At 54.9% G+C, this 20,830-nt stretch carries 19 protein-coding genes; 11 read left to right on the top strand and 8 right to left on the bottom strand.

What is annotated here, in order from left to right; all coding sequences use genetic code 11:
- The first annotated feature begins 161 nt into the window (after positions 1 to 161).
- The 5 genes from MTX78_RS11730 (at position 162) to MTX78_RS11710 (ending at position 3,585) form a co-directional block, all read left to right on the top strand.
- A complete protein-coding gene (locus MTX78_RS11730) occupies positions 162 to 395 on the top strand; it encodes a tetratricopeptide repeat protein (protein ID WP_243794056.1) in 234 nt (77 codons plus the stop codon).
- A gap of 117 nt (positions 396 to 512) precedes the next feature.
- Complete coding sequence (locus MTX78_RS11725) at positions 513 to 809, top strand: TIGR03643 family protein (protein WP_243794054.1); 297 nt, start codon at positions 513 to 515, stop codon at positions 807 to 809.
- A 398-nt stretch (positions 810 to 1,207) separates the two neighbouring features.
- Positions 1,208 to 1,558, top strand: coding sequence for an energy transducer TonB (locus MTX78_RS11720; RefSeq protein WP_243794052.1), 351 nt, complete (start codon positions 1,208 to 1,210; stop codon positions 1,556 to 1,558).
- Between the two features lie 203 nt (positions 1,559 to 1,761).
- Complete coding sequence (locus MTX78_RS11715; RefSeq protein WP_243794050.1) at positions 1,762 to 2,556, top strand: thymidylate synthase; 795 nt, start codon at positions 1,762 to 1,764, stop codon at positions 2,554 to 2,556.
- Positions 2,557 to 3,348: 792 nt separating this feature from the next.
- A complete protein-coding gene (locus tag MTX78_RS11710; protein ID WP_243794049.1) occupies positions 3,349 to 3,585 on the top strand; it encodes a hypothetical protein in 237 nt (78 codons plus the stop codon).
- Here the strand turns inward: MTX78_RS11710 and MTX78_RS11705 are convergent.
- The 3 genes from MTX78_RS11705 to MTX78_RS11695 form a co-directional block, all read right to left on the bottom strand.
- Positions 3,553 to 4,377: an aminotransferase class IV gene (locus MTX78_RS11705; protein ID WP_243794047.1), complete on the bottom strand. Its 825-nt coding sequence runs from the start codon at positions 4,375 to 4,377 to the stop codon at positions 3,553 to 3,555. The two genes, MTX78_RS11710 and MTX78_RS11705, sit on opposite strands and share 33 nt — an antisense overlap.
- Before the next feature lie 205 nt (positions 4,378 to 4,582).
- The gene (gene dprA, locus MTX78_RS11700; RefSeq protein ID WP_243794046.1) at positions 4,583 to 5,707 is read right to left on the bottom strand and encodes a DNA-processing protein DprA; all 1,125 of its coding nucleotides are present in this window, start codon (positions 5,705 to 5,707) and stop codon (positions 4,583 to 4,585) included.
- A 111-nt stretch (positions 5,708 to 5,818) separates the two neighbouring features.
- Positions 5,819 to 6,178 (bottom strand): MerR family transcriptional regulator, encoded by a 360-nt coding sequence (locus MTX78_RS11695; protein ID WP_243794045.1) that lies wholly within the window; start codon positions 6,176 to 6,178, stop codon positions 5,819 to 5,821.
- 253 nt (positions 6,179 to 6,431) lie between these two features.
- Between MTX78_RS11695 and alaS the strand changes: the two genes are divergently transcribed.
- Both alaS and MTX78_RS11685 read left to right on the top strand, forming a co-directional pair.
- Positions 6,432 to 9,113 (top strand): alanine--tRNA ligase, encoded by a 2,682-nt coding sequence (gene alaS / locus MTX78_RS11690; RefSeq protein ID WP_243794044.1) that lies wholly within the window; start codon positions 6,432 to 6,434, stop codon positions 9,111 to 9,113.
- A 63-nt stretch (positions 9,114 to 9,176) separates the two neighbouring features.
- On the top strand, positions 9,177 to 9,902 hold the full coding sequence (locus MTX78_RS11685; protein ID WP_243794043.1) for an energy transducer TonB: 726 nt from the start codon (positions 9,177 to 9,179) through the stop codon (positions 9,900 to 9,902).
- A 215-nt stretch (positions 9,903 to 10,117) separates the two neighbouring features.
- Here the strand turns inward: MTX78_RS11685 and MTX78_RS11680 are convergent, their stop codons facing one another.
- Positions 10,118 to 11,932: a DUF885 domain-containing protein gene (locus MTX78_RS11680; RefSeq protein ID WP_243794042.1), complete on the bottom strand. Its 1,815-nt coding sequence runs from the start codon at positions 11,930 to 11,932 to the stop codon at positions 10,118 to 10,120.
- 403 nt (positions 11,933 to 12,335) lie between these two features.
- Here MTX78_RS11680 and MTX78_RS11675 point away from each other — a divergent pair, with 403 nt between their 5' ends.
- The 4 genes from MTX78_RS11675 to MTX78_RS11660 all read left to right on the top strand — a co-directional run bounded on the left by MTX78_RS11675 (position 12,336) and on the right by MTX78_RS11660 (position 17,283).
- Positions 12,336 to 13,088 (top strand): energy transducer TonB, encoded by a 753-nt coding sequence (locus MTX78_RS11675; RefSeq protein ID WP_243794041.1) that lies wholly within the window; start codon positions 12,336 to 12,338, stop codon positions 13,086 to 13,088.
- 21 nt (positions 13,089 to 13,109) lie between these two features.
- Positions 13,110 to 14,075: an LIC11966 family surface protein gene (locus MTX78_RS11670; RefSeq protein WP_243794039.1), complete on the top strand. Its 966-nt coding sequence runs from the start codon at positions 13,110 to 13,112 to the stop codon at positions 14,073 to 14,075.
- Between the two features lie 195 nt (positions 14,076 to 14,270).
- The gene (gatB, locus tag MTX78_RS11665) at positions 14,271 to 15,728 is read left to right on the top strand and encodes an Asp-tRNA(Asn)/Glu-tRNA(Gln) amidotransferase subunit GatB (protein ID WP_243794038.1); all 1,458 of its coding nucleotides are present in this window, start codon (positions 14,271 to 14,273) and stop codon (positions 15,726 to 15,728) included.
- A 418-nt stretch (positions 15,729 to 16,146) separates the two neighbouring features.
- Positions 16,147 to 17,283 (top strand): redoxin domain-containing protein, encoded by a 1,137-nt coding sequence (locus tag MTX78_RS11660; protein ID WP_243794036.1) that lies wholly within the window; start codon positions 16,147 to 16,149, stop codon positions 17,281 to 17,283.
- Positions 17,284 to 17,387: 104 nt separating this feature from the next.
- On the opposite strand, the gene MTX78_RS11655 is transcribed toward MTX78_RS11660, so the two are convergent.
- The 4 genes from MTX78_RS11655 to MTX78_RS11640 all read right to left on the bottom strand — a co-directional run bounded on the left by MTX78_RS11655 (position 17,388) and on the right by MTX78_RS11640 (position 20,758).
- The gene (locus MTX78_RS11655) at positions 17,388 to 18,158 is read right to left on the bottom strand and encodes a class I SAM-dependent methyltransferase (RefSeq protein WP_243794034.1); all 771 of its coding nucleotides are present in this window, start codon (positions 18,156 to 18,158) and stop codon (positions 17,388 to 17,390) included.
- 258 nt (positions 18,159 to 18,416) lie between these two features.
- Positions 18,417 to 19,289, bottom strand: a complete 873-nt coding sequence (locus MTX78_RS11650) for a hypothetical protein (RefSeq protein WP_243794032.1) — start codon at positions 19,287 to 19,289, stop codon at positions 18,417 to 18,419.
- 116 nt (positions 19,290 to 19,405) lie between these two features.
- Positions 19,406 to 19,924 (bottom strand): acyl-CoA thioesterase, encoded by a 519-nt coding sequence (locus MTX78_RS11645; RefSeq protein ID WP_394805614.1) that lies wholly within the window; start codon positions 19,922 to 19,924, stop codon positions 19,406 to 19,408.
- 177 nt (positions 19,925 to 20,101) lie between these two features.
- Entirely contained in the window at positions 20,102 to 20,758 is a 657-nt protein-coding gene (locus MTX78_RS11640) for a protein-L-isoaspartate(D-aspartate) O-methyltransferase (RefSeq protein WP_243794027.1), read from the bottom strand.
- Positions 20,759 to 20,830 lie beyond the last annotated feature (72 nt).

Here is a 20,830-nt window from a genome sequence, read left to right as displayed (position 1 = left end):
CCGACGAGGTAACGGAAGGCACGTATGGCACACCGCCAGCCCTCCAAGCTTTCCGCAGCGACTTGACTGCAAGCAACTACGGCCAAGCAAGCCCTAGACGTGTACACAGCAGTGAAATGAAAGCACCCGGAGCTGGATCTGTCCCAAGAGTTTGTGAATGAATGGGGCTACACGCTCAGCAAGGCAGCCCTCAGCAAGCCGTTGAGCTATTCAAGCTGAACGTTGGTCTGCACCCCAACAGCTGGAACAGCTACGACAGCCTAGGCGAAGCGTGCGAAATGGCGGGCAACAGCGCCTTAGCCATCACCAACTACAAGCGGGCACTGGCCTTGAATCCAAGGAATATCGGCGCGGTAGAGCACCTCAAGAAATTAAGCGAACAGACAAGTAAATAGCATTGGGGCAAGCCAAGTTCAGCAGAAAGTTGTTGTTAAGGGTATCAGCCCCAGTGTACAGGTCCTGGCTTGTTGCCAACCTGCCTACTGCGGCCCATCTACTTCAGCCCGCTATACATGAGCAACGACCCCGCCAGCTTCCAGCATTTGTCGGCCGCCGACACCGACCGTATCATTGAAATGGGATGGGAGGACCGCACCCCATTTGAGGCCATTGAAGCACAATTTGGCTTGCCCGAAAAGGATGTTATTGCCTTGATGCGCAAGACCATGAAAGCGTCCTCGTTTCGCATGTGGCGCAAGCGGATGGCCGGCCGCAGCACCAAGCACCAAGCCTTGCGTGCCGATGGAATGGACCATTTCAAGTCCAATCAGCAAAGAAGCATCTCAATGAACAAGATCAGCAAGCGGTGAGCGGGATTGGGTAGAACCAACATACAGCGAAACATTGCGAGCTATTGAGCCTGAGCGTACCAACAGAAAAGCCGCCGTGCTAAGGCGGCTTTTCTGTTGGAACCCAAATCATCAAACAAATTGTGCCTCGCGGCGGAAGTTTACGCTCCATTTTGAATAAATCGAAACGTTCTTCGTTTCATTAATTCGACGCGCATGTTATTGCAAATGTGAGCACAATGAGGTGGTACCAGTTAGCATTGTTAGGGCTTCTGCTAACTAGCAGAGAAACTTTAGCGCAGACATCGTTCAACCGGTGGGAAGCACGGCCAGTAGTAAAGCCGACCCCAGCCACATCTGGCAAGCAACGAGCCAGTGAGACAACTAAAGCCAAAGCACGTCAGGACTCCTTGAGGATTGTGGCCAATGCGGCCGAAGTACCTTCTTTGCGCCGGGGCATCGGTCAGCGCATGAAAGAGGGCCAAATGATAGCTGAGGATATTAGACATCATGAGTATATGAGCAAGTCGTTTCACTACCCGAGTGAAGCGCTACGAGCAGAAACCGAAGGAAGAATTACCCTACGGCTAGCTGTGAATCCTACGGGTCAGGTAGTCAGCATTACAAGCACAGAAAATACGATTCCGGCAGGCGCAGTTGGGCGTGAGAATATGGTTCAGCAGGTTTACTTTCTGATGCGTCAATTGAAGTTTGAACCTGCTGCTACTACTACAGACGAGGAATTCGTGTTTACTTATAAGTATGAGTAAGCAGTTGAAACGTCATCTATAGTACAGTATATCAGCGGCAGAAGCTACGTCGTAGAACAGCATGCCAAGGCCGAAGGCAAAGGCAGGCCTTTTTTCGCACCGAGCTTCAGTGACAAACACTGACATGATGCGAGTGGCTTTTTCTATTTTTGACCTTTCCCTTGCTCGGTACAAGCTCAAGCTCACGCTATATCTTCCTTCCCATGCGCCAATACCTCGACCTCGTTCGCCACATCCTTGACCACGGCACCCGGAAAACCGACCGTACGGGTACCGGCACGCTCTCGGTGTTTGGCTACCAGATGCGGTTCGATTTGGCGCAAGGATTTCCGCTGGTTACCACCAAGAAGGTTCACCTGAAAAGCATCATCCACGAGCTGCTGTGGTTTCTGCGCGGCGACACCAACAACAATTCTTTAGAGGAAGTAGGTGTGAAGATCTGGCGCGAGTGGGCCGATATCGACGGTAGCCTGGGCCCCATCTACGGGCAGCAGTGGCGCAGCTGGCAGGCCCCCGACGGCCTGAGCATCGACCAGATTGCCGAAATGGTGCGCCTGCTCCGCACCCAGCCCGACTCGCGCCGCATGGTAGTATCAGCCTGGAACGTGACCGACCTGCCCCAAATGCGCCTTACGCCCTGCCACGCCCTGTTCCAGTTCTACGTAGCTGAGGGCAAACTTTCCTGCCAGCTCTACCAGCGCTCCGCCGACGTATTTCTGGGCGTACCCTTCAACATTGCGTCCTACGCTTTGCTCACGCTGATGATGGCGCAGGTAACCGGGCTGCAACCCGGCGAGTTCATCTGGACCGGCGGCGACACGCACCTCTACAGCAACCACTTAGAGCAGGCACGCCTCCAGCTCACCCGGGAGCCCCACCCATTGCCCCACATGCGCCTCAACCCCGAGGTGAAAGACATCTTCGAGTTTCAGTTCGAAGACTTTCAACTAGAGAACTACGAGGCCTGGCCCGCCATCAAAGCGCCAGTGGCCGTATAGGCGGCGTAAGCGGGGCGTTTCCTGGTGCCTGTTGCCTAAGCAGTAAAGCAACCGCAACACCCAGTTTATGGTCGAGCAAGCAAGCAGTCCAAAGCTGGTAGGCCACCTGCTGCCCAATTCGTACGCGCACTCGTATGATAAGGCAGTCCAACACGCCGTATACAACTGCCCGCGCCTAGCTCCACCACAACGCTCAACCCATTGTCCTCACGCAGGTATAATTGGGGTGTTTTCTTACTCCGAACAATGGGGGTGTAGCTTTAAGCGTTTCGGTAGTGTGTTGGTCGGGTTATGTGCTGCCCAGTGCAGGCTGCGCGAGGCAAACTGGATAACAGGCGTTTGTCTGCCTGATAGCAACCAGCAAGGGCTGTCTTACTACTGCTGCTCAATTTGCTGTCTTTCCTTGTCTGAAAAAGAAAGAATGGCTGGGCTTTGCCGTATGCTTCTAGTTTAAGCTATTATCAGTGCCATGCTGGTAGCCCTGTTGTTTACAACACTCCAAGCAACCACGTCAAAATTGGCTTATAGAGTGGGTGTTTCACGCCGACGCTGGTGAAGGGTGAAGAAAAATACAATCATGCATTACGGGTGTGCACTGAGAAACACAATTTGTAAAATAATATAAATGCTTTTTCAGGTCATATAATGGGAATTTTACAGAATCAAATGCATTGTAAAAGATCATATTTAAAATATGACGAAGATCAGTCAATAAGAATATTTATACTTATTGGTAAAATTAAATCAAACAAAAAAAATCCAAATAAGAGGTTGGGTGCGTATATATGCATCATGAATTCTCTTGCTTTGTTCTCTTCTCCTTCACGTCCGCTCACACGCCAGCAACGCGCCTGGATTGCCTTGTACTCACTCCTAGAAGTTAACCAAAACCGCGCAGAGGTTTTGCACCTCAACGACGTGACAGAAGAAGACTTGCTTGAATTCGAAGAAAGCTGGCAGCTGCTGCGCAACCGGCTGCCTTACCCGCACTACCTACTACCTCGCTTCCCACTCCCGGAGTTGAGCTAGGAGGGGAGACACCGCACTCCAGTGCCGCTCTTGCAACCGCCGCAATACTCGAATACCGGCTACATTAGCCGTGAATACCAATTCGGCTTCCAGCAACTCCTTGGGGTGAAATAAGCCCTGCCGGCACTCCATGCCGTGTTGGCTAGCCACCGACAACAAATGCGCCCGCCGGACTCCCGCCACGCAGCCAGTAGTCAATGCTGGGGTATACAAGCAGCCGTCGGTTATCCAAAACACTGCCGCCGATACGCTTTCGGCTACGTGCCCGGCTGTATTCAACAAGATCAGTTCCTCGAGGCTGCGGTGGGCTCTTTCACGTGCGGCCAATACGTACGTCAAGCTATTTGGCCCCTTGCAGAAGGATACAGGGGAGAAGTGGGTGTGCACCGTACTGGCAAAGTCGGCGGTTGCAACCGGGGCGTCCTGCGCTTGAAACGGCTGTGCCGTAACTAGCCACTCCAGCGCGTCGGTGGTTGGGGTGTAGAGGCCGCCGCCGCTACGCCACACCTGCAGCCGAACGCGGCAACTGCCACCAAAGTGTTTTGAATCAGCTGCTAGCAGTGTGGCTAGGGTGGTGGTCAGGTTTTGGGCTGCTGCCAACTCTACAGGCAACTGTAGGCCTAGTGCTCCTGCCGCTTGCTGCATCCGTGCCAGGTGGTAGGACAGGTAGCGGATACCGCCTTCCACCCATACCATCGTCTCGAAAAATCCATCATTGAAAAACAGCCCTCGGTTGGGTAGCGTCAGAGCGAAGTGTTCGTCGGGCAGCAGTTGGCCGTTATAGAGGAGCATGGCGAAATTGGTAGACCACAAGCCTGTGGTGAACACAAAGAAGAACCAACCCATTGGCACATCCTTCTTTTTACTGGAATATTTTCAGTTGAAGGGGGAGTGTACTGGCAGATAGCACACTACCATACCCCCGCATAAGGTGTGTACAGTACGGAATAGTATAGGTAAGGCAGCCGCGCTTAACGTCTTGCAAAGCGGCTCACCCTTACGCTATAGAAAACACCTTGCCCGGCAGCGCCCGCACTACACCCCGAAATTCCAGGCCCAGCAATAGCGAGGCCACCGCGTGAATAGGAAGCTGCGACTTCCAGGCTAACTCGTCCATCTGCATTTCCTTGACTGCCACCAGCACAGTTACAAGCGCAAATTCTTCAGCCGTAAAATCATCTGCCGAATAAGCGGGAGCGGACTGGAACTTGCCGTTAAGATGCAAGGCTGCGTCCCAGTTGAGTAGCTGCTCTAAGTCCTTGGGCTCGGAGTATAGGGCCGCTTTATTGGCCTTAATCAACTCATGGCAACCTTCCGAGGCGGCCGAGCCTAGGGGCCCAGGTACCGCCAGCACGTCCCGGTCGTAGCCCATTGCCAGGTCGGCGGTGATGAGCGCGCCGCCTTTCCGGGCGGCTTCCACTACCACCGTACCGTCGGAGAGGCCGGCTATAATTCTGTTTCGAGCGGGGAAGTTATACTTGTCGGGCTGGGTGCCAAAGGGGAATTCGGTAAGCAAGCCGCCCTGGGTGAGCATCTTCTCGGCGGTTTTGCGGTGGACTGCCGGGTAGATAACGTCCAGGCCTGTAGCCATAACGCCCACCGTTTCCAGCCCTTCCTGCAAGGCTGCCCGGTGCGCCGCAATGTCAATGCCGTAAGCCAGCCCACTTACTACCAGCGGCCGATGCTGGACCAGGCCCTGCACCAGCCGTTCGGTTTGCTCCCGACCGTAGTCGGTAGCTTTGCGAGTGCCGACCAAGGCTATTGTTTTCTTTTGGTTGAGGTCGGCTGTGCCTTGGTAATAAAGTAGGGCAGGGGCATCGGCAATCTGCTTGAGGCGCGTCGGGAACTGCTTGCTGGTGTAGAACAGTAGCTGCACACCGTCTTTCTCCGCTTTTCGCACGATGCTCTCGGCTTGGTTCAAAGCGGCTGTGCGGTCGGCACCGGTTAGGATAGCCACCGTGGCAGGACCCACGCCCGGCACCTTGCGCAATTTGCCCGGCGGCAGGTGCAACACGTTTTTGGCCGAGCCACCGTAGCTCATCAACTGCCGCGTCATCTGCGGCCCAATGTTGGGAAATAAAGTAAGCGCGACTTCGTAAAGTAGAGTATCCGTATCAACCATATAGCACTTCTAACACGTGATTCATTTTGCTTTTCACTATTAATTAAGGTGCTAAAGCTAGCTCTCCTCCTCATCTGAGGTGGAGAGCTAGTTTCTACTTGTAATAAGGGGCTACTCCTGCGTCTTGCCAATCGTGTCCAGCTCCTTCTTCATCGTAGTCAAGAACTTGCGCACTTTTTCCAGGCTCTGAATCACGTCGATTTTCTCTTTGAGCTGCGGGCCTTTCTGCTTGATCATCTCGCGGGCACCGGGGATGGTATAGCCGCGCTCTTTCACGAGGTGATAGATGGTGCGGAAAATATCGATATCCTGGGGCGTGTAAAGGCGGTTGCCCTTCTTGCTTTTGCGCGGGCGCAGCTCCTCGAACTCGGTTTCCCAGAAGCGAATCAGCGACGGTGCTACATTGAACTGCGCGGCCACTTCGCCGATGGTGAAATATTGCTTCTCGATGTCGCGCTCTTTGTAGGGCATGTTGATAGAAGTGAGAGGTAAGAAGTAAGAGCGTAGAGAAGAGTGTAAAGGATAAGGCGGCAGTTGAAAAAGGGGCCGGATATCTTGGCTCTTATTTCTAGTTTCTCACTTCTCTAAGATGGGCTACCTTTGCCGTCGGCGCTAGTACCTTTCATTGCGAAAAGTAGCCAAAATACCGGCCGCTGCCAAGTTACGGCGGCTATGTTCCATCGAAGCCAACGACCAGCCAAGCTAGAGCTTGGCGCCAGACCCTATGTCACTGCCCACCGCTAGTCACGTTCGCCAGCAATTCCTGGATTTCTTTGCTTCCAAAGGCCACCACATCGTGCCCTCGGCCCCCATTGTGGTGAAGGACGACCCGACGCTGCTGTTCATCAACTCGGGCATGGCCCCGTTCAAGGATTACTTTCTCGGCAACAAACCTGCCCCCTTCAAGCGCATTGCTGATACGCAGAAGTGCCTGCGCGTGTCGGGCAAGCACAACGACCTGGAAGAAGTAGGCTACGACACCTACCACCACACCATGTTCGAGATGCTCGGCAACTGGTCGTTTGGTGACTACTTCAAGAAGGACGCCATTGCCTGGGCCTGGGAACTGCTCACCGACGTGTTCAAACTGCCCAAAGACCGGCTCTACGTCACCTATTTCGAGGGCGACCAAGGCGACGGTTTGGGTCCTGATACTGAAACCCAGGACCTGTGGCGCCAGTACGTGGCCGAGGAGCGCATCCTGCCCGGCAACAAGAAGGACAACTTCTGGGAAATGGGCGACACGGGTCCGTGCGGCCCCTGCACCGAAATCCACATTGACCTACGCGACGAAAGCGAAGTAACCGCCAAGTCGGGCCGGGAACTGGTAAATGCCGACCACCCGCAAGTGGTGGAAATCTGGAACAACGTGTTCATGGAGTTCGAGCGCCGCGCCGACAAGTCGCTGTTGAAGCTGCCGCAGCAGAACGTGGATACCGGCATGGGCTTTGAGCGGTTGATGATGGCCGTGTCGGGCGTGAAGTCCAACTACGACACCGACGTATTCCAGCCGCTTATCCAGTTCATTGCCAAGGAAGTGGGCCTGGAATACCACGGCACCTCGCCGGCCACGGTGAATGACCAGCCTACTACCGAAAACGAGAAAACGGACATTGCCATCCGCGTTATTGCCGACCACATCCGGACGATCAGCTTCACCATTGCCGATGGTCAGCTGCCGAGTAACGTGAAGGCTGGCTACGTTATCCGTCGCATCCTGCGCCGGGCAGTGCGCTATGCCTTCTCGTCGCTGAACCAGAAGCAGCCCTTCCTGTATAAGCTGGTGCCCGTGCTGGCCGACCAGATGCGCAACATCTTCCCCGAGTTGAAAGCGCAGCAGCAATTCGTGCAGCGCGTGATTGAAGAAGAGGAAATTGCGTTCCTGAAAACGCTGGAAACCGGTTTGCGCCGGCTCGATGCCCTCGAAGAAACTGCTAAGGCTAACGGCAACCGCATCGACGGCAAAACCGCCTTCGAACTCTCCGATACTTTCGGTTTCCCGCTGGACCTCACCGCCCTCATTGCCCGCGAAAAAGGCTTGACGATAGATGAGGAAGGCTTTAAGGTGGAGCTGGAAGCCCAGAAAAACCGCAGCCGCAACGCCCAGGAGGCCGAGCAGAGCGACTGGACCATTGTGAAGGAGTCAGAGGAGCAGCCGGCTTTCGTGGGCTACGACCAGGACGAGGCCCCGGCCCGCATCCTGCGCTACCGCCGCACCGACCGCAAAGGCAAAACCGAGTACCAAGTGGTGCTCGACCAGACCCCGTTCTATGCCGAGCAGGGCGGCCAGATTGGCGACACGGGCTACCTGGAGTCGCCGCTGAGCAAGGTCCGCGTGCTGGATACCAAGAAGGAAAACGACCTCATCGTACACACGCTGCTGGAGTTGCCGCAGGATATGGACGCCGAATTTACGGCCCGCTACGACCACGCCCGCCGCGCCCAAATTCAGCGCAACCACACGGCCACGCACTTGCTGCAAGCTGCTCTGCGCGATGTAGTAGGCACCCACGTAGCGCAGAAAGGCTCGCTCGTAAACGAGAAGCTGCTGCGCTTCGACTTCTCGCACTTCACCAAAGTCACCGACGACCAGCTGCGGCAGGTGGAAACCATCGTCAACGAGAAAATCCGCCAGCAAATTACGCTCGATGAGCGCCGCAACGTGCCCATTGCCGAGGCTAAAAACCTGGGCGCTACGGCGCTATTTGGTGAGAAGTACGGCGAGTTCGTGCGCGTCATCACCTTCGATCGTGACTTCTCGGTGGAGCTGTGCGGCGGCACCCACGTGCGCACCACCGGCGACATCGGCTACTTCAAAATCACGGCGGAAAGTGCTGTGGGCGCCGGTGTGCGCCGCATCGAGGCCGTAACCGCTGAAGCTGCCGAGAGCTACGTGAACCAGCAACTCGACCTGCTGGCCCAGGTGCGTGAGGCGCTCGGCAACCCCCAGCAACTGCTAACCAGCATCGAGAAGCTGAGTGAGGAAACCGCCGGTTTGCGCAAGCAAATCGAGCAATTCGCGCAGCAAAGCATCAACCAACAGAAAGAGCAGCTAGTGGGTCAGGTGAAACCCCTTGGCGGCGTAAATTTCCTGGCGGCTCAAGTGCAGGTAACGTCGGCCGATGGCCTTAAAACTCTGGCCTTCAACCTGCGTCAGGCTGTTCCTAACCTGGTAGCCGTGCTCGGAGCCGAAATCGACGGCAAGCCTCAATTGGCTGTAATGCTGGATGATGAGCTAGCCAAAGGCGGGAAGCTGAATGCATCAACGCTGGTACGGGAACTGGCCAAAGAAATCCAGGGCGGTGGCGGCGGACAGCCGTTCTTCGCTACGGCCGGCGGCAAGAATGCGGCCGGTTTAGGTGCGGCCATTGGCAAGGCTGAGGAACTGGTAGCAAAGTCGTTATAACCTCTATTTGCCAGCAGTAAGAGCTTTATGAGAGCTTGGTGTTTGCTTCTTATCTTATTTTGTTTGCAGCTCCCAGACTCAGCCTACGCGCAGGCTGAGTCTGGTGCAGTTGTTCCAGCCACGGTTGTTGACTACTATGATGCAAATGATGCCAAGCTTAGCTCGGCAGAAAATGCTTGCTACAAAGTAGAAACAGTATACTTGGATAGCCTGAACGGCACAGAAACGTTGTTTTATCCATCGGGTAAACCACGTCAATCAGTGCTGTATATGGATGTCAAGAAACAAGTCCGACATGGTGAGGTGGTTTCTTGGTATGAAAACGGTAAGGTCCACGCGCGAGAAAAGTATGTGAACGGCAAACGACAGGGCGAGCTGCTGGTTTATTATGCCAACGGCAAACTTAAACGACGTGATTTTTACGCACACGATACATTTACAAAAGGCCAGTGTTTTGGACTCGATGGAAAATTAGTTAAGCATACCCCTTACGAGTGTATGCCTGTGTACAAAGGCGGCATAGAAGGTCTATTAAGAGATTTAAGTATAAATTTAGTATACCCCGATGACGCTCTAAGAAGCGAAATTCAAGGGCAGGTTATTATCAGCTTCGTGGTTGGAAGAGACGGCTACGTCAAAAATGTGAGCGTTGCTAAAAGCCTGACTCCCTCGACGGATGCCGAAGCAATTCGTGTTGTGCAAAACCTCAAAAAACTCACGCCAGCTACTCAGGATGGGGAAGCTGTTTCTGTTTCCTTTAGAGTCCCTATTGATTTTGCCATACAGTAAACCTTGCTTATCAAGCAACTTTATTAGCTGGATCTGCATGCATAAAGTGTCGCTAGTGCCATGCACAAAAACAGCACAAATCTAGAAGCAAGGGCGTGCAAACATAAAGGGGGCCCGGCTGCACTTGGCATAGCCGGGCCCCTGTATGTTTGCACGTTACCACGCTTGAATAGCTATGTTAAATACAAGCTAAGTTGATGCTGTGCCTGCGAAAGCTAGGCCGCCGTTTTCTTGGTTGCAATGTACTCGTTGACTACTTGCTCTAGCACTTCCAGCGGTAGGGCGCCGTTCTTTAGCACGACATCATGGAAATCACGCAGGTCGAATTTTGGCCCCAGAGTCTGTTGTGCCCGCGCCCGTAACTCCAGGATTTTGAGCATGCCCACTTTGTAGGAACAGGCCTGGCCAGGCATTACGATGTAGCGCTCCACTTCGGCCGTAACGTCGGATAAGGCCATGCCGGTGGTGCGGTGCATATAGTTGATAGCCTGCTCACGGGTCCAGCGCTGGTCATGAATGCCGGTGTCCACCACAAGGCGGACGGCCCGGAACAGTTCGGCCCGGAGCCGGCCTAGGTTGTCATACGGGTCTTTTTCGAATCCTAGCTCTGAGGCCAGCCGCTCGGCGTACAACGCCCAGCCTTCCCCGTAGGTTGGGAAGGGTATCACGGTGCGGAAGGTAGGCAGGCCCTGTAGCTCCTGCGCAATTCCAATCTGGAAATGGTGGCCTGGGATGCCTTCGTGGTAGGCCAGGGTGCGCATGCCAAACTTGGGGGTTGCCTTCACGTCGTAGAGGCTGGCGTAGAATATGCCCGGCCGCGAGCCATCGAGGGCGGCAAACTCATAGTACGCGCCCGGCGACGTTTTTTCTTTGAACTTGGGTACCCGATCCACTTCCAGCTTGGCCTTGGGCCGGATGCGGAACGCGCCGCTCAAGCCTTTGTCTACTTCGGTAAGAATGCGCCGGTAATCGGCTAGGATCTGGGTGCGGCCGCTGTCGGTATCAGGGTATAGGAAGCGGGGTTCCTCGCCGAGCCGGACCATGGTAGCGCCCACACTGTCGGCGCCCGCTACTTTTTCAGCTTGCAAAATAGCGTGCATCTCGGCCGTAATGCGGGCCACTTCGCTTACTCCCAGGGCATGAATCTGAGCGGCGGTGAGGTTGGTAGTGGTGTATTGCTTGAGGCAGTAGGCATAATACGCCTTGCCGTCAGGAAATTTCCACACGCCCGCGTCGGTGGTCGAGCGGGGGCGCAGGGCCGTAAAGTAGGCTATCAGGTCCCGATAGGCTGGATACACGTTGCCGGTTATCTGCCGCTTGGTTTCGGCCAGTATTTCAGCCTGCTCGGTGGCATCCAGGTCTTTAACTTTCTTCAGCTTCTCAACCAGGGAGGTGTAAAGGATGCTTTGCTCAGGCTGCTGCGCCACCAAACCTGCCATTTCAGCCAACACCTTGTCAACAACAAACGTGGGAGGCACTACGCCGTGCTGCTCCCGAATTTTCAACCCTTCCAGCACCTGCGCAAACTTGACGCGCACGGCTGCTAGGCGCTCGTTGTAGTAGTCGGCGTCGCGGCGGTTGTGCACTTGGTGCACACTGGCCATAAAGGCGGGAAAGTCGTTCTGCACGCCAAACATCTGGTTGACCGGGTAATTGTCGTAACGGAAGGTTGCCCCGGCTACCTCTTTAGCTATGTACCAGTCAAGCACTTGGTAATTAAGCCGGTCTTGCCCGCGCATGCCGGTGGTGTCGTAGCTGTGCAGCATTTTCTGGATGTCGTGCAGCTTCGCTACTTGCCGGGCGGCCTCGGCCTCCGAGGCGTCGTCGAGCTTGCGGTTGTGGCCCTGGATGCCCAGGCCTTCCACCAGCCGCAGCCGGGAAAGTATCTCCGGCGAATCGAAAGCGAATTCCGCGAATATCCGCTCGTAAAACGCCCGAATGAAAAATGGCTTAAACCAGATGGTATTGATAACTAATACAGCCACTACCAGCACGATAACAGCCAGCGTACGAAGAATAATTTTTTTCATGCAGCAAGTTAAATAATGACTTCAGTGAATATATAGTTTTCATAGTATTTGTATGGCATATCATGTCTGATCTAGAAAGCAGGTGTTGTGGGCCGCGGTTGGCGGCAAGAATGTACGCAGCGTAAGAGCCGTTGTCAGTAAGGACGAGAAGCTAGTAAGGAGGGCATTTTGAGCTTAGCCAACAGCTTATACCGGTTGGAAGAACGGTGCGGCGCAATACGTCAGCACTAGTGAGTGAAATGGTTAAATATTTGTAAATCATCTCATTAATAAAGAATACGTGCTCTGCGGTTTAGACGGCGCTCTTGACTTTAGAGGAGGAAATAAAATAGTTAAATATTCAGATATTATATAAATTGTCCATTACATTTGCTTTAAATATGGTAGCGTAATAAGCAATTGTGTGAACAGATATTTCCTGCTTTTATATATACTGGCCGGCGAGGTGCTTGTGCCAGTACCGGCAGCCAATGCCCAATCTATTACTGCGTATTTCAAAGCACAGCCCGGCAACCATAGTGACATTGATTTTGGCAATGGGCTGAAGTCGCGTACCGATACGGTGCGCGGTACGGATGGGGCCGCGGCCATCGTTCGGTATTATGCCAGCGGGCAGAAACAAGAGGAGATACCGTATCTGCTGTTGCGGAAAAACGAACTGCACGGCACCCAGACCCGCTGGTTTGAAAATGGGCGGGTGCAGGCCACGGAGCACTACGCCAACAACCAGCGGCACGGCCAGCTCCTAACCTATTACCCTGACGGCACCCTACGGCGCCGGGAAGAATACCAACAGGGCAAGCAAGTGAAAGCCGAGTGCTTTGCCCCGGATGGCAAACCAGTTGGCTACTTTGATTATTTGCAGTTTCCCGACTACCCGGGTGGGCTGCTTACTCTGCTCAGAGCCATCCAGAGCAACACCGAATACCCCAAAGAGGCACTACGCAACGAGGAAGAAGGGAAAGTGTTGATTGATTTTGTGGTGAGCAGTAAGGGAGTGGTGCAGGATGCCTGCGTCAGAAAAAGCGTCAGTCCCTTGCTCGACCAGGAAGCCTTGCGGGTAGTGAACAGCCTCAAAGGCTGGAAACCCGCTCGGCTTGATGGGGAAGTAACGGATGTATTGTTCACGTTGCCCGTCACTTTTTCAATCAACTAACTACCCTTCTTTCTTTTCATTATGCGTTTTTTTACTCTTGCTACGGCGGTGTTAGCGGCCGGCTTATCCCTCTCTGCCTCCGCCCAGGTGTTCACCGACCCCGGCGCTTACAACAATGCTATTGTGGCCGAACAGCGGGCCATGCTGAAGAAGAACCTGCGCTACATCAGCAAATCAGCCCACTCCGACAACGAGAAGAAAATCGACGCCAAGCGCCTCGACCTAATCAAGCAAACCGAGGCTTCGCTGAATAAAGTAGCCAAGATGCCCGCTTTCGAGGACGACAAAGGCTTCAAGGAGCAAACCACCGAGGCCTTCTACCAGTTGTTGAAAGTGTACTCCGAGGACTACAAGGCGGTGGACTTGATGGCTGCTACCCGCACGGCAACCATCGAAAATATGGAGCAGTACTTCCAGCTTCAGGAAATTGCGGAAGCCAAGCTCCAAGTGGTCAACGACAGCGTGGATGCTGCGCAAAACCGGTTTGCCCGGCGCCACAAAATGACTATTTCGGAAGACCCGGAAGGCAAGCGCCTCGCCAACTACATGCGGCAGGTGGCGGAGGTGAACAGCTACCAGCACAAAGTGTATCTGGCGCAGTTTCTGGTGGAAAAGGCCAATGCCCGCCTTACCGATGCCTTAAGTTCGCAGAATGTAGTAGCGTTCGAACAGGCTCGGTTGCAGCTAATTGAAGACACCAACAAGGCGGTAGCAAGCTTGAGCGCTATTACGCCCTTCCGGGGCAAAGACGCCCACTACCGCGACGCGGCCCGCAACCTAGTGAAATTCTACGCGGCTTTTGCGGCCAACCAAGCTACCCAAATGAAGGTGCTGCTGGAGCGCAAAGACAGCTTCACGAAAGCCGACGCCGACAAGTTCAACGGCTTTATCAACCTCTATAACACACAGAACCAGAAGCTGTCCACGGCCTACAACCAAGCCGGCAACAACTTCCAGGCTACGTACATCCCCGTATTCAACGACTAGGAATAACGCGCAGGAGCTACTCCGTTGTCCGAGCTGTGCAGAGCAGTGAAAAAGACCTTTCTACGTCAAGCCAGGGGTGAAGCCACCATCTGCTGCGGTGTGGAAAGGTCTTTTGCTGCTTTGAGCGGGATACTTTTTCTCGGATAGATAGTTTTAACTTGCGGCCCCGGCGGCCTACCCGCTTACTTACTACGTATGGACGAAAGCATCAAAGCCAAATACCAGCCCGTTATCGGCCTCGAAGTGCACGCGCAGTTGCTCACGCACAGCAAAATGTACTCTTCGGATGAGAATGAGTACGGCGCCATGCCCAACAACAATCTGAGCGTCATTACCTTGGGCCACCCCGGCACGCTGCCCCGCGTGAACCGCACGGCCGTGGAGTACGCCATGAAAATGGGGTTGGCTACTAATTGCCACATCCGCCGCGACAACCTGTTTGCGCGCAAAAACTACTTCTATCCCGACCTGCCGAAGGGCTACCAAATCACCCAAGACAAAACGCCTATCTGCTACGAAGGGCACGTGGAAGTGCGCCTCTCCGACGGCTCGACCAAGCAAATCGGCGTGACGCGCATTCACATGGAGGAAGACGCTGGCAAGAGCATGCACTTAGCTGGCGAAGTGGAAACCCTCGTGGATCTGAACCGCGCCGGCGTGCCACTCATCGAAATTGTGTCGGAGCCCGATATCCGGACTTCTGAGGAAGCGTACGTGTACCTCACCGAGATTAAGAAGCTGGTGGAGTACCTGGAAATCTGCGACGGCAACATGGAGGAAGGCTCGCTCCGCTGCGACGCCAACGTGTCGGTGATGCTGAAAGGGGCCGATAAGTTCGGCACCAAGGTGGAAGTGAAGAACATGAACTCGTTCCGCAACGTGCAGCGGGCCATCGAGTACGAAATCGAGCGCCAGATTGAAATGCTGGAGCGCGGCGAAGTTATCGACAGCGAAACCCGGGGCTTTGATGCCGCTACCGGCACCACCGGTGGCCAGCGCAGCAAGGAAACGATGAACGACTACCGTTACTTCCCGGAGCCCGATTTGCCGCCCGTTGTTATTGATGATGCCTGGCTGCACCGCGTGCAGGCGGAGCTACCGGCCTTGCCCCAGCAGTTGTATACGCGCTTCACCGGTGAGCTAGGCTTGTCTGACTACGATGCCTCGGTGCTAACGGTGGAGAAGGACGTGGCCTTGTTCTTCGATGAACTGACCCGCCTGACTCCGAACGCCAAAGCCGCGGCCAACTGGGTACAAGGTGCCGTGAAGTCGTTCCTGAACGAGCGCGCCCTTACCATGGCGGAGTTTCCGCTGACCGCGCAGCATCTGGCCGATATCATTCAGCTTATCGATGACAACAAGGTCAGCCACTCCGTAGCCAGCAAGCAGCTCTTCCCGTACCTGCTCGACCACCCCGCGCAAACGGCCGCCGCCGCCGCCGAAGCCCAGGGCTTACTGCAACAGTCGGACAGCAGTGCTTTGGAAGCTATGATTCAGCAGGTGCTGGACGCCAACCCCGCCAAGGTAGCCGAGTACCGCGCGGGTAAGAAGTCGTTGACGGGCATGTTTATGGGCGAGTTGATGAAGCTAACGGGCGGTAAGGCCGACCCCAAAATGGCCAACCAACTGCTACGCCAGAAGTTGGAAGGCTGATCTACCATAGCTCTTACACAAGCAAAAAGCACAAGTTACGTTTGTAGCCTGTGCTTTTTGCTTGTGTAAGAGTCTGGCTACCGCCACCTCTCTAGCGTGAGCGAAAAGAGAAAAGCTAGAGCGGCGCATGGCTGCCCCTGAAGCGTGCCTCCGTATCCTGAGGCGCGCCTGGCTTCTTACAACCCAGATTTACTTTCGAGAAGCGGGCCTTTGCTACCCTTAGAAAAGCAGTTGTAGCTGCTCTAGGAACTAAGGGTGAACTTTTAGGTTTTCAGTAGCAGACCACGTAAACGATGGGTAGGAGGCAGGTATTTTTGCATTCGCGCTTAAATAGACAACTTGCGGCACGAAACGTCGATCTTTGCCCCCTGAGTTTGCTGGCTTCCTGCTGGTTTTTTCGTCTGAGATGATGCACAAAATGAAAAGCTTCCTGTTGATTGGTGCGGTGCTAGGAATGGCCAATGCCTGTAATAAAGCCACGCCGCCCACCACTGGCTCGGCCACATCTGGTACCGGCTACCAGATTACGGGCCAACTAACTAATGCGCCAGCTGGCGCCAAGGTATATCTTGCGGAGCTAGGTGACACCCAGTTTATCTCGCGCGATACGGCTGCGGTTGACGACAAAGGGGAGTTCAAGTTCACGGGCACCGTGCCAGAAGCCGGCTTGTACCAAGTGAAGGTAAACGACCAAAATCAGGTGCTGGTAGCACTAGCCAACGGCAGTAGCCTGTCCCTGACCGGCGACGCACAAAAGCTAAGCGACAGCTACACCGTAAAGGGCTCCAAAGATTCGGAAGTATTGCAGCAGCTGAGCCGTACCATGACGCAGTCGAAGACGCAGATGGGCCGTTTGGAGCAGCGCTACAACCAAAATGCGCAAGCCGGCCGCTCCGACTCGATGCAGGTGCTGGAAAAACAGTTTTATGCGCTGCAAGCTCGCAGCACTGAAGGTGTTAAAGGCTTGGTGCGGCAGAACCCTGGCTCGGTGGTCTCGGGGTTTGCAGTAGCCAACCTCATCAACCCTGACGAGCAATTTGCCTTCGCGGATTCGATGACGACCATTTTCAAAACCACGCAGCCCGAATCGCGCTATACCAAGGCCTTGGTGGCCAAGCTGGAGCCGATGCGCTCTACGGCAGTTGGCGTACAAGCCCCCGAAATCAGCTTGGCCGCTCCGGATGGCAAGCCCGTAGCGCTGAGCAGCCTGCGGGGCAAGTACGTGCTAATCGACTTCTGGGCCTCGTGGTGCGGGCCGTGCCGCCGCGAAAACCCTAACGTGGTGAAAGCCTACAACAAGTTCAAAGGCAAAGGCTTTGAAATCTATGGCGTTAGCTTCGACCAGGACCGCGAAAAATGGCTGAAGGCCATTCAGGCTGATGGCCTGGTGTGGAAGCACGTTTCCGATCTGAAGGGCTGGGAAAGCGCCGCTGGTCAGACTTACAGCATCAAGTCCATTCCAGCTTCTATTTTACTTGATCCGCAAGGCCGCATTATCGGCAAAAACCTGCGTGGGGAAGCCCTGGAAGCTAAACTAGCTTCTGTGTTGAAGTAAGATTTAGCAGCAGACATAAAAAAGCCGAGCCTGTATAGGCTCGGCTTTTTTATGGAGCAGCGTTTGGTGCAGCTGGGGCGTTGCTTGGTTGTCCAGAATAGTGTTTACTCTTTGCGAGCTATGATGAGGATGTGCCGGGCCGCTGCGGTGCCGACCATACCCCCAGCCTTATGGAGTAGTTTAGCAACCTTCGGGCTGGCTACAATTGGGCTGAGCAGGGCTTTGCCCGGCAGCTTTTTAACCACAGACTCAAGCAGATACCAAGGCCTATCGTATAAGTAGCTGACGGAAACTACTGACAGCTCACTGTTTTGGATAAGCTGGATGTAGCTGTCAAATACGTCGGGAGTGGCGTAGTCAGTGAACATGACGTAGCCTCCCTTGCGCAACACCCGGTACGTGTCTTTGAGCGCAGCTTGTTTCTGTTCTTCACTGAACCACCACCCAATCATTCCGTCGCAGAGGGTAACTACCTCGAAACTATCGTCAGCAAAGGGGAGGCCGGGCGTAGTCGTCACGTAGTAGTGCATCGAGCAGTTGTGCTGGGCCGCCAGCGGATCGCATTTCCGCTTACAGATTTTCACCGCACTAGGCGACACGTCGGAGGCAAATAGCTCTTTGGTGAAAGGAACAAGCTGGGCGGTCATCAGACCTTGGCTACAGCCTAGTTCGAGCAAGGACGAAGGGTGAGGACAAAAGCGACGCAATAGCTCGATAGTATGCGCATGGCGAAACAACTCGCCACCTCGCCGACTATAATTCCATGGCTCAGCCGTAGCGCTGTATTGTTCTTCAAACCAGGGATTGTAGTCCTGCTCTTGCTGATGCAACATCGAGATTCCATCTACCAGATGATACCCACTGGTAGGAGACATTGCAGAGGTTCTTTCTTGTTGCATACGAGTTAGAAAGTGGAATGAGGGAAATCACCAGCTTCCTAAATATGCAAATAACTATCTGAATTTTACAATACTATGAGGTGTATTCACTCTGCTCCATACAAGGCAGAAAGCAGAACCGTCTTTTGGTACACCCAAGCGCTTCTACTTGCTGATCTACGGCCGGCTTCTTCGCAACATAGAAGAAGGTAGTGCCCGTTTTGCGGCACTAGTTCTTCCATTTCAGCGCCAGGCCTAGAGAAACATTCGCTGCATGGCGTGCCAGAGCTGCTTTTTACGGCCCGCGTCATATTCCAGCATCTTGATTTCGCTGGCGCCCAGGAATGCAGTGTCGCCGTAGAGGAGCACGGGCTCGTAGGGCTGGGTGGTGTAAACGGCCACGTCGAGCAGGTTTTTGCCGAAAGCCAGGAACTGCTTGGCTGCAAGCGTTTTGCGGAGAGTGCACAAGGCCACCGGAAACTTATCGTGCTCCACATTCACCAGCACTACATCTTCCATCACGAGGCGGATGGCTTTCAGAATATTGTTGAGGAACACGTTGCGGGGCAGCTTGCGGAACTCATCGGCCGGTAGGCGCACCAAAATCAGCAACCCGTTGGGGTTGCTGCCAAGAGTGGCAAACGGAATGTGCGCCACCGGCGACTGAGTAGGTGAGGGTTGCACCCGGCCCGGCTGCGAGTCCGGCGCAGCCGGTGCGGCGGGTAGCTCCGCCAAGGTTGGCACAGAGAAAAGCTGGGCTGGCTCAGGGGTGGCCGCGGCCGGCACCACAACTGGTGGGGGGGGAGTAGGTGGTAGTGGGGTGAGAGGCAAGCTAGCCAAGGAAGGCAGCTTGCTGGGCATTGCGGCTGGTGTGGCGGCTGCTATGCTAGGCACCGGCGGCTTCTCTGCGGGAGGCGGAACCGATGCAACCAAAGCGGGTGTAGGCACGAGTACTGCGACTGGAACTAGTGGCACCACCGCCACCACCGGAGCCGGAGCCGTAGCGGCCACTGATGAGGCTGCTGGCACGTCGGAAACCTGTGAGGCAGGCCCCGGTTCCGCCACTACGTACAGCGACACATCCGTGTAAAAGTTTTGAAAGAAAGCCAGCGAATCGGTAGTTGCCATGGTGCAATGAGTAGCAGAGAAACCGTCTAATTGAGAAGTGCTAGCGGTAAGTGTGTGGTGGCAAACACCAGCGCCACTGGTATGGCGCTGGGTAAGGCAGCCGTAGTGCCTCTGGCTTATTCCATTTCAAAAAGTGCCCGTAGCTCGGTGGCTTCTGTGGGCTTCATGCGTCCCCCGAGCACTAGCCGCAGCTGCCGGCGGCGGAGGGCCCCTTCGTAGAGCTGTACTTCTTCGGGGGTTTCCGGTACGGCCTCTGGCACGTCAATCGGGCGGCCCGACTGGTCGACGGCTACGAAAGTGAAAAAGGCCTCGTTGGTTTTCATCTTGGTGCCGCTCGGAATATCCTCGGCCCACACATCAATATGAACCTCCATGCTCGAGCTGAAAGCCCGCGTTACTTGAGCCTGTAAAGTCACGACGCTCCCGAGCCGAATGGCGTCGCGGAACGATACGTTGTCGACGGAAGCCGTAACGACGATGCGGTTGGAATGCTTTTGAGCAGCAATAGCGGCAGCAATGTCCATGAGATGCATCATGCGGCCGCCCATTAGGTTGTTAAGCGTGTTGGTGTCGTTCGGTAGAACCAACTCAGTCATTATAACGAACGAGTCCTTTACGGGCCTTTGTTTGCGCATCATGCGAAGAAATTCTCAAAAGAAAAGTATGCTGCAAAGATAGGTTCTGAGGCGGTAGATACGAGGCGCTCTAGGCCGGCGCACCGAACAATATAGCATCGTTGACCTAGTGGGCTGAAGCAGTGGTGCCGCTCTCTAATTATAGCACTTCGCTCATGCTTTCGTGGCAACCTCCGCTTAGCTGGCCCAACCCGCCCGCCCCAGCAGTGGCACAAAGCGAAATTGCTCGAATTCTTCGCGCGTGAACTCCTCTTCGCTTACCCGCGTCACCCGTACCATGCGCTGCGCCTGAGCGTTGCCCACCGGAATAACCAAGCACCCACCTACGCGCAGCTGCCGGAGTAGAGGCCGGGGTAGCGTGGGAGAGCCCGCCGTGACTAGAATCCGGTCGAAGGGTGCGTGTTCGGGTAGGCCCACGGAACCGTCGCCGCAGAATAGGTGAGCGGCTGTGCGGTTAAGATGCGCCAGCCGCCGCCGCGTGCGCTCGAACAGCACGGGTTGGTATTCGATGCTGAAGACGTGGGGCGTAAGCTCCAGCAGCACGCAACACTGGTAGCCCGACCCAGTGCCAACTTCCAGCACCTTGTGGTGCGCCTCTAGACCCAGCAGCGCCGTTTGGTAGGCTACAGTGTACGGCTGCGAAATAGTTTGGCCTTCGCCAATGGGAAACGCTTTGTCTTGGTATGCGTGGGCCTGAAATGCGGTTTCGAAAAAGGCATGACGCGGTACGGCTAGCAGCGCCGTTAGTACCCGCTCGTCGCGGATTCCTTTGCGGCGCAGCTCGTCTACGAGGGTGCGGCGCTGGCCGCGGTGTCGGTAGGTATCGGCGTGCATGCAGGAGAAGCAGTTCCAGTTGGGCGTGGGGCAGCGCTTTTGATTGGCACGGTTTTCCCGGATTTCGGTTTA

Source organism: Hymenobacter tibetensis, assembly GCF_022827545.1.
GTDB classification, from domain to species: domain Bacteria; phylum Bacteroidota; class Bacteroidia; order Cytophagales; family Hymenobacteraceae; genus Hymenobacter; species Hymenobacter tibetensis.
This window is presented reverse-complemented; position numbering and strand designations above follow the sequence as displayed.